This window comes from Candidatus Diapherotrites archaeon (assembly GCA_030688545.1).
Classification (GTDB): Archaea; Iainarchaeota; Iainarchaeia; order Iainarchaeales; family VGJJ01; genus VGJJ01.
The window spans coordinates 135,659-154,124 of record JAUYHT010000006.1; the positions used below are offsets into that span (position 1 = coordinate 135,659).

Here is an 18,466-nt window from a genome sequence, read left to right on the forward strand (position 1 = left end):
CGGCTTTTTAATCCTTACCAATCGCAATTGGCTCACTTTCTGGTTCTCGCAATCGGGAAGCCGCTTCACCACTCGAGAGTGGGAGGTTTATCCGCATGCAAAAGCAGGCCGTGATCAAGACGCTGCAGCAGCTCCGCCAGACGGCGAAACCCCGCCAATTCAAGCAGACCATTGACATGACCATTAATTTCAAGAATATCGATTTCAAGAAGCTCGACAACCAGGTGGATGTGGATGTTCAGCTCCCTCATCCTGTTAAATCGGGACAAGGAAAAGTTCTATTGTTCGTCCGTGACAAGCAGTTCGCGGAGGAAGCCAAGGGGATTGTGGATATGATCATCCTGGAAGACCAGATCAAATCCATTTCCAAGAAGAAGGCCTCCGAGCTCGTGAACCAATACGCGGGTTTCCTCGCGGAGGGGCCCGTGATGTTGACAGTTGGAAAATATTTAGGTCAAATTCTCGCTCCCAAGGGCAAGATGCCCGCCCCTATCCCCCTGGACAAACAGAAACTCCAATCCCTGACCAGCCAGATGCGATCCGTGGTGAAGGTTTCCAATCGTAAAGGAAAGTCGATGCCTCTCGTGCATATTTCAGTGGGTAAGGAGGAGATGCCCGATGAGGATATCGCGGAGAATGCGCTGGCCGTTTATCAGGCTGTGCTCCCGGCCATAGGAAATAAGGAGACCAACATCAAAAGTGTGCTGATCAAGATGACCATGTCTCCCGCTCTCATGGTTGGGGCCAAAACCGTTCCAGCGGAGGCGACTTCATGACTCGCCACACCCGTGCATGGAAGGAAGGAGAGGTCACGCGCCTCGTGACGCTGGCGAAAGAATACCCGGTCATCGCCGTCGCTGACCTGAAGGATTTTCCAGCCAACCTGTATGGATCTCTCAAAACCCGACTCGCGGGAAAAGCAGTGGTAACTGTTTCCAAACGCAAGATGATGCACCGTGCCCTGGAGCAAGCGGGGGTCGAATCTAAGCTCAAGGAAAATGTGCAAGGAAACGCGGCCCTCATATTCAGCCGGGTGAATCCATTCGAATTATTTTCTCTCATCAAGCAATCCTCGGGAAAGGTTTCCGCACGAGTCGGCCAACTGGCTCCCGAAGACATCACCATTCCGGCCGGGGACACGGGTCTGCCACCCGGTCCCGCGCTATCGGATTTGAAAGCGGCCGGGTTGGTTGTGAAGGTGCAGGGGGCCACCATCGCCATCGTTTCTGATAAGCTGGTGGCCAAAAAGGGCGAACCCATTTCCGCCCCCGTGGCTAACGTATTGGGAAAATTGGGGATCAAGCCCATCCGTTTACGTCTCAATGTCATGTCCGCCCTGGAAGGAAACCAACTTTATCCCGCCAACTTACTGGACATCGATGAAGACGCCGTCTTCGCGTCGTTCATTCGCGCCGAGCAGGACGCCTTTAACCTGGCATTCAACGCCCGCGTATACAGCCCGCGCGTCACCGAGATGTTGCTCATGCAGGCCTTCCGCGAATCCAAAGCGGTGGCATTGGAAGGCAACATCCTCACCCCCGACACGGTGGGAGCTGTTTTGGGAAAAGCCCAGCGTGCTGCGCAGGGAATTAAATCTCAACTCCCGGAGGAACACGGATAAGGATTTCCTTTCCTCTCCTTTATTACAGTCATCCATCAATCAAAAATGAAAAAAAGGATCGACAACCAAAAACCGAGGTGACACGCCATGGAATACGTATATGCCGCCATGCTGCTGCATTCGGCCAAGCAGGAGATCAACGAGAGCGCTGTCATGAAGGTGCTGGAAGCCGCTGGTATCACGGCGGATGCCGCCCGCGTGAAAGCTTTGGTCGCCAGCTTGCAGAATGTCAACATCGACGAGGCGATTTCAAAGGCCGCCGTCGTGGCCGCCCCAGCCTCCGCACCGGCTGCCGGAGGGGACGCGAAAGCGGAAGCCAAAGCCGAACCCAAGGAAGAGAAGAAAACCGAGGAAGAGGCCGCGGCCGGACTGGCATCCCTATTTGGGTAATGCCGGCGGGGGAGGGAAACCCTCCCCCATACTCTTTTTTCATCCAGATTTTTTAGATGAAGAAGTCGGGTAATTTTGAGTCTTATTTTTGGGCCACTGTTTCCGAGTATTTTTCCCCACGGAAGGGGGGCGGATGGTTTTTCCTTTCTCTCCCGCGCGCAGGGCGATCATTCCGCTCCGCAATTGGGTGCTGATGTCCCTGATTTGCGTCTGGTAATGCTTGGCAAGCACCGCATACTCTTTCTCGGGCATCTTTCCTTGTGCCCGCTGGAATTGGGCGTGCCGCATCCCCTGCTTGGCGGCGAATAGCCGCGCTTCCAATTCATCCACGCGATATAAGGCACTCTCCGGGGGTAAGATGGTAGAGGCCGCGGCATAGTGGTGAGGTCCCCGACGGGTCTTGTAAATGGATATCCCCACCAGAAAAACCGCCAACACCACTCCCACCATGAGGAGCACAGTCACCAAGTCCAGGACCTTCCCCCCTGGAATAGTTACACTTCCTTTCCCATCCGGCCCTACAGTAAGGGGAAGGGGGGCAATCCCATTCAATAAATCAGAGGACAATGGCGTAAACCGGGAGGAGGGCAATGACTGATAGTATTTGGTCACATCCTCGGTGACGGTGTAGGTATAGTCAGCCAAGAGCGCGAGGGTTAATCCACTCCGGATGTTGCTCGCGGAAAGCGTTCCCTGTCCCTCCTCTCGATAATGATCGGCCGAATTGAGATAGAAGCGGGCATGGTCCAGGTAAAGCCTGGGCCACGCGAAATCCTTACCAGTCATCTTTTTCTCCAGATCAGCAATGTGATTCTCCAGCTCCGAACGCAAATCCGTGTTAGGGTCCTGGGCCATGAGCTCGGCGTTGACCAGGGCCAGGGCCGAAGCCCCATTCATGGCCGCGGACAAATGCCTTCCCATTTCCCTGTCCAAGATGGCTGCGTTCAATCGTCGTTGGGCGTCCGTGGCATCCCCCTGGATGAGCGTCAACCCCTGCGTGGCGTTGTCCACGAAATCGGCATAGTAATCCATGAAGGGCGATTGAGTCGTGATCCCATTTCGGGATTGTTGCACCCCAATGCGATAGAATTCCTGGGAGGATTCCCCCCAGGCGCGGGCAAACTCATAATCCTGCACGCGTTGCACCGATTGCACATATTGGGCATCTTCCGTAACGACAATAATAATTTCCCCGCTGCGCAAATCAATCAATTGTTCCTGCGCCCACGTCAACCGTTGCTGGGCCGCAATATACCATTCCACTCCCTCCACGGGGATGATTTGATCCAGTATTTTCTGTTGTTTCTCCACCCGATCTAACATCTCCCCTATTTTCACATCCAATTCGTCCGATTCCTTATCCAAAAGTTCAGGATTCGCCGCCACATCCAATACGAAATAGGCATTCACCTTGGCAAGAAAAGCGAAGTTCCCAGCGGAATAATAATACCCGTTCTGCGTGAGCAATTCCGCCTCGTTAATGGTTTTTTCTGAATCCGAAAGACTGCGATGCAGCACATCAATGAGCCCTGGATCATCGAGCAGGGAATTGGATAGGGCGGTCCGCGCCTCCAATATGACCGCGCGGGTCTGAGCAATCATGCGGGTGTTCATTTCCCCTAGGGGTTGGATAGAGGAAGATACATCTATCCTAGGAGGGATAAAAGTCTCTGGTTCTGGTGGGTTTATTTCCGATATATCAAGATCGTCCGGATCGGTATAGGCAAACTGGAGCACCTCATCCAACGTGGCCACTTCAATCACTTTCATCCCCCATTCTTCCAATGCGTAATCGGGTAGGTTGATGGTGCGTACCCCCCCGGGGAGTTTAACGACTTGCCGCGATTCCCCACTGGGGATTAGGAATAGTTTAACCCCATTCGCATGGGCTTCTTTCGCCTTCTCAAACACCCCACCCACCGGTCCCACTTCCCCTTTGATAGTAATGGTGCCCGTCAATCCCACGTGAATGGGAATAGGTTTGTCCTGGAGAGCGGCGATGACCAGCAAGGCCATGGCGCTCCCCGCGCTCGGCCCATCTACCACAGAGGCCTCGCTCTTGATGGAGAAAAAATAATCAAAATTTTTGGCGGTGGGAGAATAGTTCTGCGCCACCCGCACGGCAATTTTCTCCGTGCTCTGCGTGGCTGTTCCCACTAAAGGGCCTGAGACGGATGACCATATCTGTCCAGACCCGGGAACGACTTGCAATTGCAGATCCGCCGTGAGCGCGGTGCCATCCGGGGCCACGGCGAATACAGGAATAGAAGAACTGCTCAGCACCCCCTGCACCGGTACGGTTGTGAGGAGAAGCAGTCCCAAAACGAGCCAAAAAAAACGATTCATCACCCTCCAAGAACGTTCCGGGGTTTTATATATTCTCCTGATTCCCCAGGGGATTGACGCCCTCTATGCAGAGACATGGACCCGCCTAGATCATCGATGAATCAACTTCCCAGGACGACTAAAGAGGAAGGTATATCCCCTTTTTTTGACGAAACTTTTTCCTAAAAAGTCCGGGCTATTCTTTCAACCCATGCCCTCCGAGGATAACAATGGTTTTTCCTTTCCACGGATGATCATTCAAAACCGCATAGGTCGCGGCCCCCGAGTACTCACTATACAACCCTTCTCTTTCCGCCAATTGAACCTTAGCCTGTTTCAACCGCGCCTCTGAAACCGTGAAAATAGTTCCCCCGCTCGCATTCACGCTCATGAGGGCTTCCTGCCCATAGATGGGGTTGCCGCAGGCGATGGCACCCGCCATGGTTTTGGGGCGCGAAATGGGATCAAACCGAAGGGTTTTCTTTTTCCAGGCGTGATAGAGGGGAGCGCACGCCGCGGCCTGCACCCCTATAAGTCGAGGCATCTCAGGAATGGTTTTTCGCTCCTTCATCTCTCGAAAACCCGCGAAAAGCGCCGTGATCAGAGTCCCATTTCCGATGGGAACGATAATTTGTCGGGGAATTTTCCCCCGACATTGGTCAACCAATTCATAAGCCAATGTCTTCTGCCCCTCCATGCGGAGGGGATAATCTCCCGTGAGCATGGCGTTCTTCTTGTGGGAGGCCAACGCCCATGTTTTCTTAAGTGCTTGATTATAATCCCCTTTAACTTTCACCAGGCGCGCGCCATAGGCCTGGATCTGACTAATCTTATGGAGTGGCACGTTTTCAGGCAAGCAAATGGTCGCTTTAATCCCTGCGCGGGCCGCGTACGCGGCGATGCTCGCCCCCATGTTTCCGGTGCTGGCACAGATGACCTCATCATATTTACCTTGACGGGCGAAAGACACCTCCACCGTGGATCCACGATCTTTGAAGCTCCCCGTGGGGTTGGCAAACTCTAGTTTGAATGATGTTTTTCCATCAAATATGGATGGAACAAGAGGAGTATTCCCTTCCCCCATGGAGACAATATTCCTTTTCCCTGGATCGGGAAGATGAGGGGCATATCGCCAGATGCCGGGGGCGGTGGACATATACCTGGGAGGATTGACCTCTTTTTAATGGCGATCAAAACATTTCCCTCCCCCATTAAATAGGAAAACCCTTTCCTCTTCCCCATGGGCACACCTAAAAGAAGGGTTTACTCCCCCCGCGCTCAGAAAGCTATCATCGAACGTCATCTCGGGGGAAGTTCCCATCCCCCGGGATTGTATGAAGCGGTTCACAATCGGTTATTGGCCTCCTCTCGTTCTTCAGGCAGCAGGGGCAACAAACCCATGACCCCCAAGAAAGCAAGTAAACTAACGGAACGCGAACGAGCGCGCATACCTAAAGGGGCTTATTTCCCTCCACGCGAGCAACTTGATCTTGAAGGGGTGCGCCGACTTTATTTTCGCCGGTTTGCCACCAAATCTTCTTTGGAAGAAGCGGGAATTCCGCGTCGTTCGGATGTAGGTCGACGGGTCACCTTGGCCATGATGACCGAAGAGGCCGATGCCTTCGCCCAGGATTACATCCGGGAGAGCAAAGACAGACTGACCCCCACCAGGGAATTCATCTTTGAGATGAATAAGACGATCGGCGACGCCACCGCAAGCCAGAAATTCTTCATAGCATTCAAGCGTGCCTACCGCGCCCTGGCGGAATGAGCCTATGTCTCGCGTCCACTCATCTCTCCCCCCACTGACCAAAACCCGCTCTTTTTAATATTTGGAATAGGTGATTAGCCCATGGTTCCTAGACGCAGGCGCAGAATTCCTTTGGGAGCAGCCCATCATCAAGCATTAGAAACCGTCTCCCTCGGGAAGAGTAATATAGTATGGATAAGAAAAGGCGTCCAATTAAGGTCGCTGCTAGCAACAAAAGGCGGACGAGATTTTCTGGCGCGACGGAACACGCAAGATTCCAGGTTGTTCACCCAAGCAGTGAGTAAAGTTTTCAGTCGAGAAGATTGGGCTCGATTGTATTTGGCTCAACTCCGTTCAAACTACCCGCGATGATTCCCCTCCTCTGTAAGGCGGGATATCCTCCATTTACCCAGACTATGATTTTTGAAAATAAGTTGTTATTGATAAAACCTTTGGAAAAAAGTGATCGAACTTTTTAATAAAAAAAAAAGTCGAATTATGGATGCGTGAACCATAGCCCTATTTTTCCGTCCGCTTTGGAGTCGATTCGGCCATACCCCCTATGAGGGAAATATACTGTGTCGTCCACTTGAAGGTTGAGGATGGGGGGCCCGGCCACGCCGTATTGTATGGTGGCGTCGGGCATGGTGATTTCCACATCCACCCCTTCGATGAGCCAGGGCACTTGGTGCGTGTGGGCGATTTTGGCGGTGCTCACGAAGGCGGCGTTCCATTTGTAATCGTCCATTTGGTTGATTTTCACGATGTAGGCCCCGCGCAATCGGAGAGTGGCATCCATTTTCACATTGGCCAAATCCGATTTGGGAACCAAAAAGGATTGGGTTCCCTCTTTCAATGTGTAGGTCTGTTGATCCACTTCCACTTCCATTTGGGGAACAAAATCCACGTTCAATTGGATGGGATCTTGTATGAATGGGATGGAAGGACTATTCTCAACGTATGGTTTGTTGAATGTCGCCAATAGTTGAAGATCCAGATGGGTGTCGCTGGGCTTCACTCCCAGATCCAAGATAAGATCCTCAATCCCCTTGGGATGGAATCCTTTCCGGTGGAGCGCGCGGATGGTGAACAAACGAGGATCATCCCACCCGGTGTATTTCCCGTTCAGAATCCCTTCGAGCATCTTGCTCTTGCTCAAATCCGTTCCCGTCATGAGCAATCGTCCATGGTGGAAGGAATGAGGATACGCCCACCCAAAATGGGTGTAGACCCATTTTTGTTTGAGCATGTTCTGATAATGTTCTTGTCCCCGGATGATGAGGGTGATGTTCAACACATGGTCATCGATGGCCGAGGCGAAATTGTAGGAGGGCCACAGGTATTGGTCCTTCACCCGGTAGTGGTGGGGATTGTCCACAATTCGGGCGGCCCACCAGTCCCTCTGGGAGGGATCATCCAGGGTCAAATCCGTTTTGATGCGGAGGACCGCTTCTCCTTGTTTGAAGGAATGGGTGAGCATCTGCTCCAGTTTTTGGGATTGGATTCCTGCTTCTTCCTCCCGGCAGGGGCAGGCTTTTTTAGCTAAAGTCAACTTCCGCCATCCCTCGATGGCGCAGGTGCACACGTAGGCGTGGCCCATTCCCACGAGCTGGCGCATGTAATCGTGATACAACCCTAACCTATCAGAGGCCCGCACCACCTGGTCGGGGGCAATCCCAAACCAGGCGAGATCCTCCAAGTACATCTGTTCACCCCCCGCGATGGGCTTCTTGAGCTTGGGGTCGGTGTCATCGAAGCGGAGGAGGAATGTTCCCCCGTATTTGGACGCATAGCGATGGCTCAATAAAGCCGGGCGTAAGTGACCCAAGTGACCGGGAGCGCTGGGGTTGGGAGCATAGCGCGTGTTCACGGGCTCATGATCCGCCCATGCCAAATCCTCCAATCCCCCCTTCTTCTCGGGGATGTGGAGTTCAAACCCTTCGCTTTCGAAACGGGTATATTCTCCCGATATTGCTGATGAGTCCATTGAATTGACCCGCGCCACGGCCTCCTGGGCGATGGGAACCAATTGTTTCACGTCTGTTTGAGGATGCAAGGCCTTGAGCTTCCCTATGAGCGCCCCCACCTCCGCTTTTCCAGAATGGGCATGGGCATTGCGGATGGCATACCGGTAGGCGTCCTCATCCAGCATGGGCATAAACTTCATTCACCCCCATAGGTAATTAACCCAATCCCTCAGATGGGGGCTGGGGGGTTCCAGACCCGATCGAATTGGTGGCGGAGGGTTTCCGCGAGGGGGGGATGGTGGTTCCAGATACTGAAATGGTACTCAGGTTGGTCTTTTTTTATGTCGGAGAGCATCATAACCACTTTCTTCCCATCGATGATGTAGGCGTGCAGTCCATGGTGGGCGTGTTGGGCGTGTATTTTATGGTCAGCCCCTAAATGGGGGAGGGCCTCCAGAAAACTATTGGGGTGTTCCCCCGCGAGCTTAACCTCCACATCCCTTTGAGCGGCGCGGCGGAGCGAATCATGGAGAATGGGATGATGCACATCCAGGGCGGTTAGCCCGATGACTTCCTGGTGGGCGGTATCTATCTCCTGCGCCAAAATCTTGTAGAAGTCTCCCCTCGATTTCACTTTGAATATATTTTCCTCATTTTGAGCGGATGACGTGGTTTGATTAGCCAGAGTGGCTTCCCATTCCTTTGCGCGGTTTTCCAGGACTTCCAATTGACCGCGCTTCGCCTGCATGAGTTTGGTGAACACCTCGCGCGTGTCGAGAGCGCGGTATTTTTTGGGACGTGAAAAAATGGGAATAGCCAATCCCCGTTCGACGAGTTTATCTAATACATCATACACCCGTGTTTTGGGCACCTGAGCGGCCCGGCTCACTTCGGGAGATTCGGCTTCCTTCAGATGAAAAAGCGCCGCGAGGGTCTTGGCCTCGTACTCGGTGAGGCCCATTTCGGAAAGGAAGGAAGCCAATGGTTGATTCATTTTGTTACCCGAAGCAGTTACTGCATGAGAAGGGGATTCCCCATATTTAAACCAACCTTCCTCTTGGGTCGCGACCCTCATCCCCCATGCTTGGGCCCGAATCCCAGGAAGTCTTTGGCGATGATCACCAATGTCGTTCCTGACAGGGTGGCCAACACGATGGATACAAACCAGAGTGAGGCAAAAATCTCCCCATACTTGAAGACGAGGATGTACACCAAAATTCCCGTGATGAGCCAGGTGAGGGAACTATCCCCCAGGAATTCCCTGACAAAGGAATAGATTCCAAAAATCATGACGAGCTTGATGATCAGCCCCAATTGGGGGAAGATGAATTCGAGAGCATGCGGCACCAACATGAGGAGAATGATCAGGAAGATGACCCCAATGATGAGGTTGTTCTTGAGCCCTTCTAAAAAACTAGGTTGGCGCGGACGGAAAGGTCGTTCTTCTTCCTCGCGCGGACGCCCTTCCTCTTGACTCTCCCGCCGGCTATATTCTTCCCGCGATGGGATCTTTCTGAATTCATCCCGTGACATAGGTTATCGTCCCCGGGGTTGGCGCATCATTTGGTACGCGGTGGAGACGGGTTTCCCTCCTCCACCTGGTTTAGCCTGCATGGATTTCCCTAACCCTTTGGCATGCTTCTCCATTCCCTGCATGGGTTTGGAAAAACCTCCCAAAAAACCCAAGTCGATGAACAATCCCGTGGCTCCGAATAGGACCAATATATAGAGAAAGACCCCGGATCCGAAAAGCCTCCAGAAATCGAACAGCAGGAAAACGCTCAACCCGATAATCAATCCCAACGCCAGCAAAGGATGAGGCACATGATTGCGCACAAATGATACGATGAAAAGCAATCCCACGATCTTGAGCACCAATTCCAGGTCCCCAAACAAATTGGTTTGCAGAAGAAGGGGAATGGCTAAATCGAGGGTTATGGACATGCGTCTCGTAGGGCGGGGGAGGATAAAAAGAAAACGTGTTATGTAGCAGATTGCTTACTATTATTCTCATCATTGCGTGGGCGCGCCCACGCAGGTTTGTCCTGCCACAAGATTATTGGTCAATGCGCTGATGCTCGTCTGGGCCGTCTGCTTGTACAATTTCTCCGGATTCCAGAAGAATTGGGCTTTTACCCCGGAATCCGCCAGGCAAATGGTCTGATCCGCCACCAGGTCAAAGACATCCTGCAACGAATCAATGGTGGTGCTGGCATTGTTGTAGGGGAGAGTGGTAATTCCATCCAGGGATACCGCGTTGGAGGGGGTCGCATGATTGCTCGTGATAAATTGTACATTCCCCTGCGTCGCCTGCATCGCATAATCCGCTTGGGTGGGGGTATAGAAAATGGTGCGCAGGAACTCATTCCCTCCCACGCGGGCGTTTTCCCAATCCAATCCATACGTGAAGGGGAATGCCGTCACCCGATCCTCCGGGGTGGCGACGCGGTCGGGGGTGAAATTAAACCGCTCCCATACCGGGACACCCGTATAATCATAGCAGTTTCCCGCCCCCTCCCAGAATGTCAAATTATTTCCCGTCTGCACGGGCGCACCCTCCTTGGACAACTGGTAAAATATGGAGAATGGTTCCGTGCTCGCGGCATGATTAATCTTCATCATCAGCGGGGTCGCCAGGGATGGAGTGAAAACCAATCGTTGCGCGGTGTTCCCTCCCGGAGCCACTACTTCCAACACACTTCCCCGCGTGGAGGGCAAACTATTCATCTGCCGGATATCATCATTCCGCTCCACCGTCAATTTGGCCAGGGCCGTGCTCCCCTCTCCCGAATGGGTCTGCTCCAGCCCATCATTCACCCGAATGGGGGGCGTTCCCTGGTTGATGAATTCCAACCCGTACCCCACCCGGTCATATCGTGTATTCTGCAACCCCACCCCCCCGTCGAAGGGGAGTTTGTAGAACGGACTATTGGGGCTGGGGTTCTCCAGATGATAGAAGTCCACCCCCACACTTGCATTTGGGCTCCCATTGGCATCGAATAACGTCCAATCTTCCCCGAAGAACACCGACACATCCACGGTATATTTTCCGGGGGCAGGGAGGGTGGTGTCACTGAAATATTTGTTGCTGAACCCTAATCTATCGTCGCTCCCGTAATAGGCCGCCAGACCAAATGTCCCCTGGCTCCCGGTGAACCACGAGGGGGCGTCCGCAAAGGAGGTGTTCACATAATACTCACGGAAATCCGATTCGAAATCCGCCGAGTACCCATCTCGGATGAGGTAGGCCTCAAAATGGAACAATTCATTGAGCGTCTGAACATCCGGGATGCGGGATGTGAATTGAACGTTCGCGTTCACATGTTGGCCGAACACCGGATCATCCTTGTCTATCCACCGGTTGATGGCCGGCTTCCCCCCCAGAATAGCCGTCGTCTTGGGGAGCGTCTCGCAGGTTCCCAGGGCCGCATCCGAATAGCTCGCCACATCAATCCCCACAACATTGTTCGAAAAAGCGATGTTGGCGGTGGTGGTGCTCGTGAGATCGAAGCGCGTGCTGTAAAAATGAGGCAACACCCCCGATAGGGAGCACTCGATTCGCTGTGCGGTCCCGGCGGGAATAGTTGCATTGTTCCCGCAGGTCAGAGTCGGGGGATTAATCCCCCCCGAACCAATACCTTCTGCATCCTGGGGGGTCATCGTTCCATTAAACCCAACATCCTGCGTTATCGTCGTATTGTTCTGCACCACCCCGTGCAGCGTAATGGAATCCACGGAATCAAAGCGATACCCCGTCTCCGTGAATCCAATGAATCCTTCCGGCACCGTGTCCTGGTTGGCAAAACTCCCATCTCCCGGTTGAGCGTGGGGGTTGTCGGGGCAGGCGAATGAAAAGGTGTTCACCGATAGGAATTCCTGGAAGGCATTCACCCGTTTCATCAAATCGATATTGAATTGGGTGGCATCGCAGAAAATGGATTGGTCATTCCCCGCGTCGCACGCATAGAGGGGAATGCCCGTGGTGTCATTCCAGTTCCACGTGAGGGCGATTCGGGGCAGAGTGCCTTTCCCCGTCTGCCCCAATGTGTTGCCGCTCACACAGGCCACGCTGTCGAATTGCAAGGGAGGGAGAGACTGGTTGATATCTTGCGTCCTGAATTTGAGATGAAATTTCTCCTCCCTCACCCTATCTTCCGCGGGGGAACAATTCCCCTGACCCGGGGAAGGACCGATTCGAAGGTTCCCAAAATTCCCATTGCGGCATTCCACGGATGCCCGGCCCGCGTGGGCAAAATCCCCGTGGATGTGTTCCAATGCGCGCAGGGAAACCGTACCGAACAATGGATTAGGATTAGTATACCCGGATACATTGGTGAAAACCACTCCCGCTTGCTGGAAGGTATCCTCTCCCTTCGAGATCAAACCCGCGGCATCCAGTGCCCATTCTCCTGTGATATGATCTCGTACGTTAGGCGAAAGACGTATATCAATGGCATCCGGGGGAAGCGCTTGCTGGTCCGATCCCCCTGTGAGGTTGATGATGTAATCCATGAGCGTTTCCGTTTGATCCTTGTCGCATTCGTCCTCGAACAATGAATACAGCACGGCAATGGCTACAATGACGGCGGCGCAGGGAGCGCATATGCTGGCAGCGTACTTGGCCGCTATGATATAGGTAATAGCCCCCGCTCCGGCCGCCGCCCCCACATTCTGATAGGCTTTGGCGGATGCTTTCCCCCCAAACAAAGGATGAATGTCCACCCAGAACTTGGGATCCCAGGGCACCCCATCATACACATCCTTCCAATCACAGATACTGGCCTTCACACGTACCTGTTCGAGGAACAGCCTATTCAGTACCGTGGTGGCGTCTTTGGCATCCTGCTGGTAGAGGCTGAATCCTCCCTTGTCTAATTCGAACGCATAACTCAAGTCGCTATCCACTTGTACTTCCAGCGCGGCCACCCGTTTGTAGCTCGTTCCCGGCACCCGCGCATCCACTGTCAAATCATACGTCCCGGGCAGCGTGCCCCCCCGCCTTTCAACGGTGATCTCCCGGCTTCCTTTCAAATCGGTGATGCTAAACTGTGAGAGATATAATCTTCCTTCCGGGGCGCCCCCCGAGCAGTTGCTGTTATTGGCCCCCGCGCAGAAGAGAATATCCACCGGCACGTCCCCGCAATTAGTTGTATTAATTGTAAACCGTGCCTCATCCTCTTCCGATTCAATACGGATACCCCGCTCGGGTTCGGGATCCAGCACGATGCAGGTCTCCAGATTGGTTATTTGCACCCTCACGTCGAACGATTTTTCAATAGTCCTTCGTGCGTTCCCGCTCCCTATTTCAGCCCCGATGATGATGGTGAATTCGGCCGTGTTCCCTATATTTTGGGGGAAGGGAGTAAATGTCATCACGCTCGCGTACACCGTGTCTTCCGCGGGTTTAAAGCTCCCGAAGAGGGGCACGAAGGCATTGCTCCTCAGGGTTTCCGATGATTGGCTGCTTCCCCCAATGTCTGTGGTGGACAATTCCACATTCCCTATGGGGTTGCTGGTCCACACGATCTTGGCTTTCAGATTCTGTAACGTATATGGTTGCCCGTCCACCAGGCAGATGTTGGAAATTTGAAATTGGGTTTGGTTCTTGTTGTCGAAGGCGGTCGTATCAATTTTCCCCGTTGCTGGGGCTCCCGTGAATTGGATGGCTTCCCCGTCGCAGGCCCCCACTACATTAAGCGCAATGGTCATGGGAACCTGCTGCACCCACCTCTGCTGCGTGTCCTGGGTGGCAAAGGTTAGCAAGAGACTCCCCCTCAAGGTTTGGCCCGTGAAGGAGGCCGCGCTCGGGGTCGTGGCGGCTTTCACCTGAATCGTCTTCGTCTCCAGGGGCGCGATCACGGTGACATTAGCATACTGTTGTACAAAATTCTGCATCTCCCCATTCGCCAACAACCCTTGGAAGTCTCCTGTAATGCGGGCATCCATCAGGATAAGTGTCTGTTGGGTCTTATTGGTTATCCGGAGGGGAAGAAATTGTTCCGCATCCCCCGTGAGGGGCATCTGGAAGGACAGCGTGGCCGGATCAAAAAAAGCCACGTTCTCATCCACGATGATGGTAATGGGTTGGCTCGCCAGCCCCGCTTTCACGGCATCGAACACCAACCGCGTGCGGGGCAAGGAAGGGGGACCAATAAGGCTGGTTTTCCCCGCGATGTCGGTGAACTGCCTTGAAATGATTTGCTGGTGTTTGGAAGGGTCAATTTTGAGTAGGGTCACCATGGCATCTTGGACATCAAATCCTTTATCGTCCGTCACGGTAATGGCGAATGTGGTGGGGATGAATGCGGCGGCCATACTGGGATCCACAGTCACCCTAAGTTCTCCCGATTTCCCGATGCTGATTCCCGCCGTGTGCTCAAATACGATTTCCCCTTCATTGATGAGTTGAACCTTTATTTGCGTGGCTTTATCCTGTTTGGTCAAGAGCTCAACTTTCCCTGAGATCGTTTGGTATTGTTCGAGCGTTCCTACGGACAACCCCTGCCCTTCTCCCCCGGGCACATCATTCGTGGCTAATCCGGTGGATCGCAATACCCGGCCATCCGTTCCCACTACTTCATATCCCGTCAGTTGAACCTCCCCACTAGGGATGAATCCATCGTTGGCAATGAACACGCGGAGTTTGGGATCCGCGTACAGGGTGGGGGAGGTGCTGGTGATGACGAACGAATAATCATACGATTTGTTGACTTGCGTAGTGAAGGGTGGTCCCTCCACGAGTAGTTGGTCGTTCTCGTTAAACAATTGTTCTCCCGAGAAGCAGAACAGGTCATCGCACACGATGGGTTTTCCCTGGAAGTAGATCTGGTGGTAGGTCTCCGCGTACTGCCCTTCTTTCCCCGGGATGGAGGCACTCGTTCCCAGGGCACTATCATACGGGTCCCGCAGCCATTCGCTGCCTCGGATGGCCCATCCCCGATAATAGATAGGCAAACTGGTGAGGGCACCTGCCTGCGGGGAAATGCGGACATCAACCCCTATTTCATATACCCCGGGCCCAGGATTATCCCATTCCGCGTTAGCCCATTTAGCCTCACCAAACGTAAGGTTTTGGGCATCGTCATCAAACCCCAATGAGGGTTGGTAGGTGGTGCCCTTCACCACGTGCCCATTGGGGGTGTTGAGAGAGAGGATGGCCAGCACATCATTCTCCAAAAAGGCCTCATCCCCCACTCGAATATGTATCCCCGCTTTATCCAGATTAGTGAGAGGAGTGGGAATGCTCCATTCGAGCACCAGGGTGTACGTTTTCCCAGCCTTGAGTTCGTTCGCCCGGGTTTGCGTGAGGGGATTACGAACCTCCTTGAGTCGAATGAAAGGAGTATCTCCCAAAATGGTGGTAGGGAGGCGGACCACAATATTCTTAGTTTCTCCGGGATAGAGCTGGTGGCTCATACTGGCGTAGGTCGCAAACCCGCTCGCTCCCACGCGAACAAATACTTTTCGATCGGCCTTGAACGATTGCGACACTTTTCCCACGGAATCCGTTTGAACCTGGCAAGCGCCCGCCACACATTCATCAGTGCCATCGGTGAGGAATTCCACCGTGGCAAAAGGAATGGGTTGGCCTTCCAAATCCATCACCGAAACTTCAAGGGTTCCCGTCCCCAGACGCAGGGTTATTCCTGCCTGCGTGGCGGCTCGTGTATCCGAAGTGAAAATGGGCGAATCGCTTGGTCCCGCCGGGTATTTGGTGGCCCGCGCGAAATAGCTCCCGCTCTGCACCCCAGTGAAGGCAGCATTCCCATTGGCATCCGTGGTGCGCACGGGATATTGGTGGGCGATGAAAGAAGAGGCCGCATCATAGAGCAATACCTGCGCATTGTCCACGGGAAACCCATCTTCGTCCTGCACATGAATGGTCACGCGTCCCGAATTCTGGGGGGTCAATTTCTCCATTCCGAATACAATAGTAGGCATCCCCATTTGGATGAGCCCAATATCCTGCGTCTCACTCAAGTAATCCGGGTGGGAAACAGTAAGCAAAAAAGGTCCTTCTTCGTCCAGGGGGAATGATAATGTCCCCTCCTGGGTGGGGGTGGTTTGACTCACAACGACTTTGTTGTCCGACTTCCTAACGACATTAACCGTGGCATTGGGCAGGTAGGCCAGGGACACTTTGTCCTGCACGCGCACTAATAGCGTGCCCTGGATGGCCCGTCCCATCGTTAACGTGAGGGGGATAATCTGGTTGACCGGGATAGAAATATTTTCGCTCGTGGAGGTAGCAAATCTTCCTCCCGGATCGCTGCCACTCACGTATACTAATCCCGTTTCCACATCCGAAAAGCTGGCCACCCCGAAGGCATTGGTGAGCAATGACTGGATGAATACTCCATCTCCCGTGAAAAGGTCCACATTCATTCCCTCTAACACCGTGTTATCCACGGCATCCCGCACGGTGACGCGCAACGTTCCCTTTTCCCGCTCTTGGGATTGCAATCGGATGATAGCATTTTCAGGGGATAACAGATACCCTTCCAGTTTGGCATACCCATCCCCATTCACATTGGCCACGAGTCTTTCACACCCAGGAGGAGGGGTCACGGTGAATACTCCCCCACTCACGGTTAATGAATTAGGAATGACCTCCACTCCGGAGGTGCAGGATAAAGTAACTGTCAGGGTTTTCCCCGCTAAACTCTGCCCCCCCTCATCCACTAATTGAAAGGTGAGCGCCGACCCCGCCCGGGATCGCAGGATAAAACGAAAGTCCTTTTCGGAGGAGGTAACTATGCGTTGCTCCTGAAGTGGTTGGAAGGTGTCATCCAGTACCGCGATAGTAATGGTGGACCCGTGAGGAATGTTCTCAAGTGTTATCTTTCCCACCGAGTTGGTGATGCGATTCCGGGTTTCTCCTCCTTGAGTAAACGCCACTTCCACTCCGGGGAGGGGAGTGTTTTCCTCATCTGTGAAGGTGAACACCGCCGTGGTGGTGCCCCCTATCCCCAGGAGAGGAAGGACAATGAGCCCCAGCACCCCCAATAGGATCAACCCAATTACCAGGGAGAAGCTAGGTATTTTCTCATCTATGGGATCAATGACCTTGTAAACGGGGACATACCCTTCCAACCTGTCCAGTAAGGCATACCACTGGTCCTCCAGGCGATGATAGAACGTGCGCACACCCATGGGTTTCCAAACCCCTATGATGGGCAATGAAGGGAATCGGGCGTATATAAAGGTTGATTCCGGGTCTAAAAAAATGCCACCATTAAAGGTCCTTATACAACTTGGGCACCCTTTCTTTTTCAAAGGGGGGAAGGCCTACTTCTACCGCCACCTGATTGAAATGGGAGATAAGGATCTTTAGTCTTTTCAAAATAGGGGCTTGGCGCTCTTGAATATCTTTGATTTTCCGCTTCCAAGTCTTTCTAGTGGATTCAGGTGCTTTTTGGTTATTCAATTTTTCCATTAGTTCTTTCAATTTGGGATTTTCTTCCCTGAGGTTATCTATATTCCGGAGGATGGAATACAATAAAGTTATCTGCTCCCGTTGCAATCCAGGCCTCCCTATAACTCGCGACGCTCCCTCCAGTTGCCGGATGTTCCTATTCTGTTGAAATGTTAGAAGGTTGATGGCTGTCCGGATGTCTTTCTGATTTTTTATACGCTTTTCACTTTTCAAGGCGCGCTCTAATTCATACAGCCGTTGTTCCGCTAGCAAACATCGTTTCAGAAGAATTTCCCGGGCCCTCTTTTTCGACGGTCGCTTTCTCGGTCGCCCGGTACTTGAAGGAGAATCTTTTTCTTTACTCTTTTGTTTGACTACATTCATGGATTCCAACAGTTCTTCAAGTTCATGAATATTCGTGGGGACTCGGAGGCCATGTCGGCGCAATTCTAAACCCAATATGGCGATGTCGGTCGCAATTTTCCCTTCCAATTCAACAATATGGTTGGAAATTGATCGATAAACTTCTTCCCACACTTTCAGATTTTTGTTAGCCAACTTTCTTCTTTCCGAATCAATTTCATTCCGAATTATCCTCAATTGTTTCAATGTTTTTTCAATCTTCAGACGAACCGCATCCGATACGCGAGAAAGTTCTTCCCTTCTTTCCTCAGACATCCTGTCCTGGATTTTTAACTGATTTCTGGCGCCTTGTTCGATGATGTTACGCAATACCTCATTGCGGCGGGGATCAAAATCGGAAGGGTTAGGAGGAGGGCGTCGCTCTCCCTTTGGGATAATTTCTATCTTCCCAAGTTTTTGAGTAGGTCCTTTTTTCCCCCTACTCCCCCTACCAGGTGGTCGTCCTTTCCCCATAGGCATCCCTCGTCATCCCTGTCTCCGCAGTTGCTGAATCCTTTTTGATAATTCCCATTTTTTGTTTTGAATTATTTCAAGGCGGGCATGATCCCCCACCCCTTCCGCATCCCGGGTTTTTT

The 18,466-nt window shown here is 52.8% G+C and carries 12 protein-coding genes; 4 read left to right on the forward strand and 8 right to left on the reverse strand.

Annotated features, from left to right (window positions below; translation table 11 throughout):
- The first annotated feature begins 95 nt into the window (after positions 1-95).
- From Q8P05_03645 to rpl12p, 3 genes are all read left to right on the forward strand, one after another.
- On the forward strand, positions 96-776 hold the full coding sequence (locus Q8P05_03645; protein ID MDP2666567.1) for a hypothetical protein: 681 nt from the start codon (positions 96-98) through the stop codon (positions 774-776).
- Positions 773-1,621, forward strand: a complete 849-nt coding sequence (gene rplJ, locus Q8P05_03650; protein ID MDP2666568.1) for a 50S ribosomal protein L10 — start codon at positions 773-775, stop codon at positions 1,619-1,621. Before Q8P05_03645 ends, rplJ begins: the two co-directional genes overlap by 4 nt.
- Before the next feature lie 87 nt (positions 1,622-1,708).
- Positions 1,709-2,011, forward strand: a complete 303-nt coding sequence (rpl12p, locus tag Q8P05_03655) for a 50S ribosomal protein P1 (protein MDP2666569.1) — start codon at positions 1,709-1,711, stop codon at positions 2,009-2,011.
- 39 nt (positions 2,012-2,050) lie between these two features.
- Here the strand turns inward: rpl12p and Q8P05_03660 are convergent, their stop codons facing one another.
- Together Q8P05_03660 and thrC are read right to left on the reverse strand one after the other, a co-directional pair.
- A complete protein-coding gene (locus Q8P05_03660) occupies positions 2,051-4,357 on the reverse strand; it encodes a S16 family serine protease (GenBank protein MDP2666570.1) in 2,307 nt (768 codons plus the stop codon).
- Positions 4,358-4,532: 175 nt separating this feature from the next.
- Complete coding sequence (gene thrC / locus Q8P05_03665) at positions 4,533-5,492, reverse strand: threonine synthase (protein MDP2666571.1); 960 nt, start codon at positions 5,490-5,492, stop codon at positions 4,533-4,535.
- A gap of 84 nt (positions 5,493-5,576) precedes the next feature.
- On the opposite strand from thrC, the gene Q8P05_03670 reads away from it, so the two are divergent.
- Entirely contained in the window at positions 5,577-6,107 is a 531-nt protein-coding gene (locus Q8P05_03670) for a hypothetical protein (GenBank protein MDP2666572.1), read from the forward strand.
- Positions 6,108-6,582: 475 nt separating this feature from the next.
- On the opposite strand, the gene Q8P05_03675 is transcribed toward Q8P05_03670, so the two are convergent.
- The 6 genes from Q8P05_03675 to Q8P05_03700 form a co-directional block, all read right to left on the reverse strand.
- A complete protein-coding gene (locus tag Q8P05_03675) occupies positions 6,583-8,244 on the reverse strand; it encodes a glutamate--tRNA ligase family protein (protein ID MDP2666573.1) in 1,662 nt (553 codons plus the stop codon).
- Positions 8,245-8,282: 38 nt separating this feature from the next.
- Complete coding sequence (locus Q8P05_03680; GenBank protein ID MDP2666574.1) at positions 8,283-9,047, reverse strand: helix-turn-helix domain-containing protein; 765 nt, start codon at positions 9,045-9,047, stop codon at positions 8,283-8,285.
- Positions 9,048-9,124: 77 nt separating this feature from the next.
- Entirely contained in the window at positions 9,125-9,586 is a 462-nt protein-coding gene (locus Q8P05_03685; GenBank protein ID MDP2666575.1) for a hypothetical protein, read from the reverse strand.
- A 3-nt stretch (positions 9,587-9,589) separates the two neighbouring features.
- Positions 9,590-9,997 carry a hypothetical protein gene (locus Q8P05_03690; protein MDP2666576.1) on the reverse strand — a complete coding sequence of 136 codons (408 nt, stop codon included), beginning with the start codon at positions 9,995-9,997 and terminating at the stop codon, positions 9,590-9,592.
- A gap of 69 nt (positions 9,998-10,066) precedes the next feature.
- A complete protein-coding gene (locus tag Q8P05_03695) occupies positions 10,067-17,206 on the reverse strand; it encodes a hypothetical protein (protein ID MDP2666577.1) in 7,140 nt (2,379 codons plus the stop codon).
- 82 nt (positions 17,207-17,288) lie between these two features.
- On the reverse strand, positions 17,289-18,350 hold the full coding sequence (locus Q8P05_03700; protein ID MDP2666578.1) for a hypothetical protein: 1,062 nt from the start codon (positions 18,348-18,350) through the stop codon (positions 17,289-17,291).
- Between the last annotated feature and the right edge of the window lie 116 nt (positions 18,351-18,466).

What these genes read in the sequence shown, in the direction of transcription:
- Q8P05_03680 (MDP2666574.1), bottom strand. Translation starts at nt 9,047, where the DNA reads ATGAATCAACCATTGGCTTCCTTCCTTTCCGAAATGGGCCTCACCGAG.
- thrC (MDP2666571.1), bottom strand. Translation starts at nt 5,492, where the DNA reads ATGTCCACCGCCCCCGGCATCTGGCGATATGCCCCTCATCTTCCCGAT.
- Q8P05_03700 (MDP2666578.1), bottom strand. Translation starts at nt 18,350, where the DNA reads ATGCCTATGGGGAAAGGACGACCACCTGGTAGGGGGAGTAGGGGGAAA.
- Q8P05_03660 (MDP2666570.1), bottom strand. Translation starts at nt 4,357, where the DNA reads ATGAATCGTTTTTTTTGGCTCGTTTTGGGACTGCTTCTCCTCACAACC.
- rpl12p (MDP2666569.1), top strand. Translation starts at nt 1,709, where the DNA reads ATGGAATACGTATATGCCGCCATGCTGCTGCATTCGGCCAAGCAGGAG.
- Q8P05_03670 (MDP2666572.1), top strand. Translation starts at nt 5,577, where the DNA reads ATGGGCACACCTAAAAGAAGGGTTTACTCCCCCCGCGCTCAGAAAGCT.
- Q8P05_03695 (MDP2666577.1), bottom strand. Translation starts at nt 17,206, where the DNA reads ATGGGTGTGCGCACGTTCTATCATCGCCTGGAGGACCAGTGGTATGCC.
- rplJ (MDP2666568.1), top strand. Translation starts at nt 773, where the DNA reads ATGACTCGCCACACCCGTGCATGGAAGGAAGGAGAGGTCACGCGCCTC.
- Q8P05_03645 (MDP2666567.1), top strand. Translation starts at nt 96, where the DNA reads ATGCAAAAGCAGGCCGTGATCAAGACGCTGCAGCAGCTCCGCCAGACG.
- Q8P05_03685 (MDP2666575.1), bottom strand. Translation starts at nt 9,586, where the DNA reads ATGTCACGGGATGAATTCAGAAAGATCCCATCGCGGGAAGAATATAGC.
- Q8P05_03675 (MDP2666573.1), bottom strand. Translation starts at nt 8,244, where the DNA reads ATGCCCATGCTGGATGAGGACGCCTACCGGTATGCCATCCGCAATGCC.
- Q8P05_03690 (MDP2666576.1), bottom strand. Translation starts at nt 9,997, where the DNA reads ATGTCCATAACCCTCGATTTAGCCATTCCCCTTCTTCTGCAAACCAAT.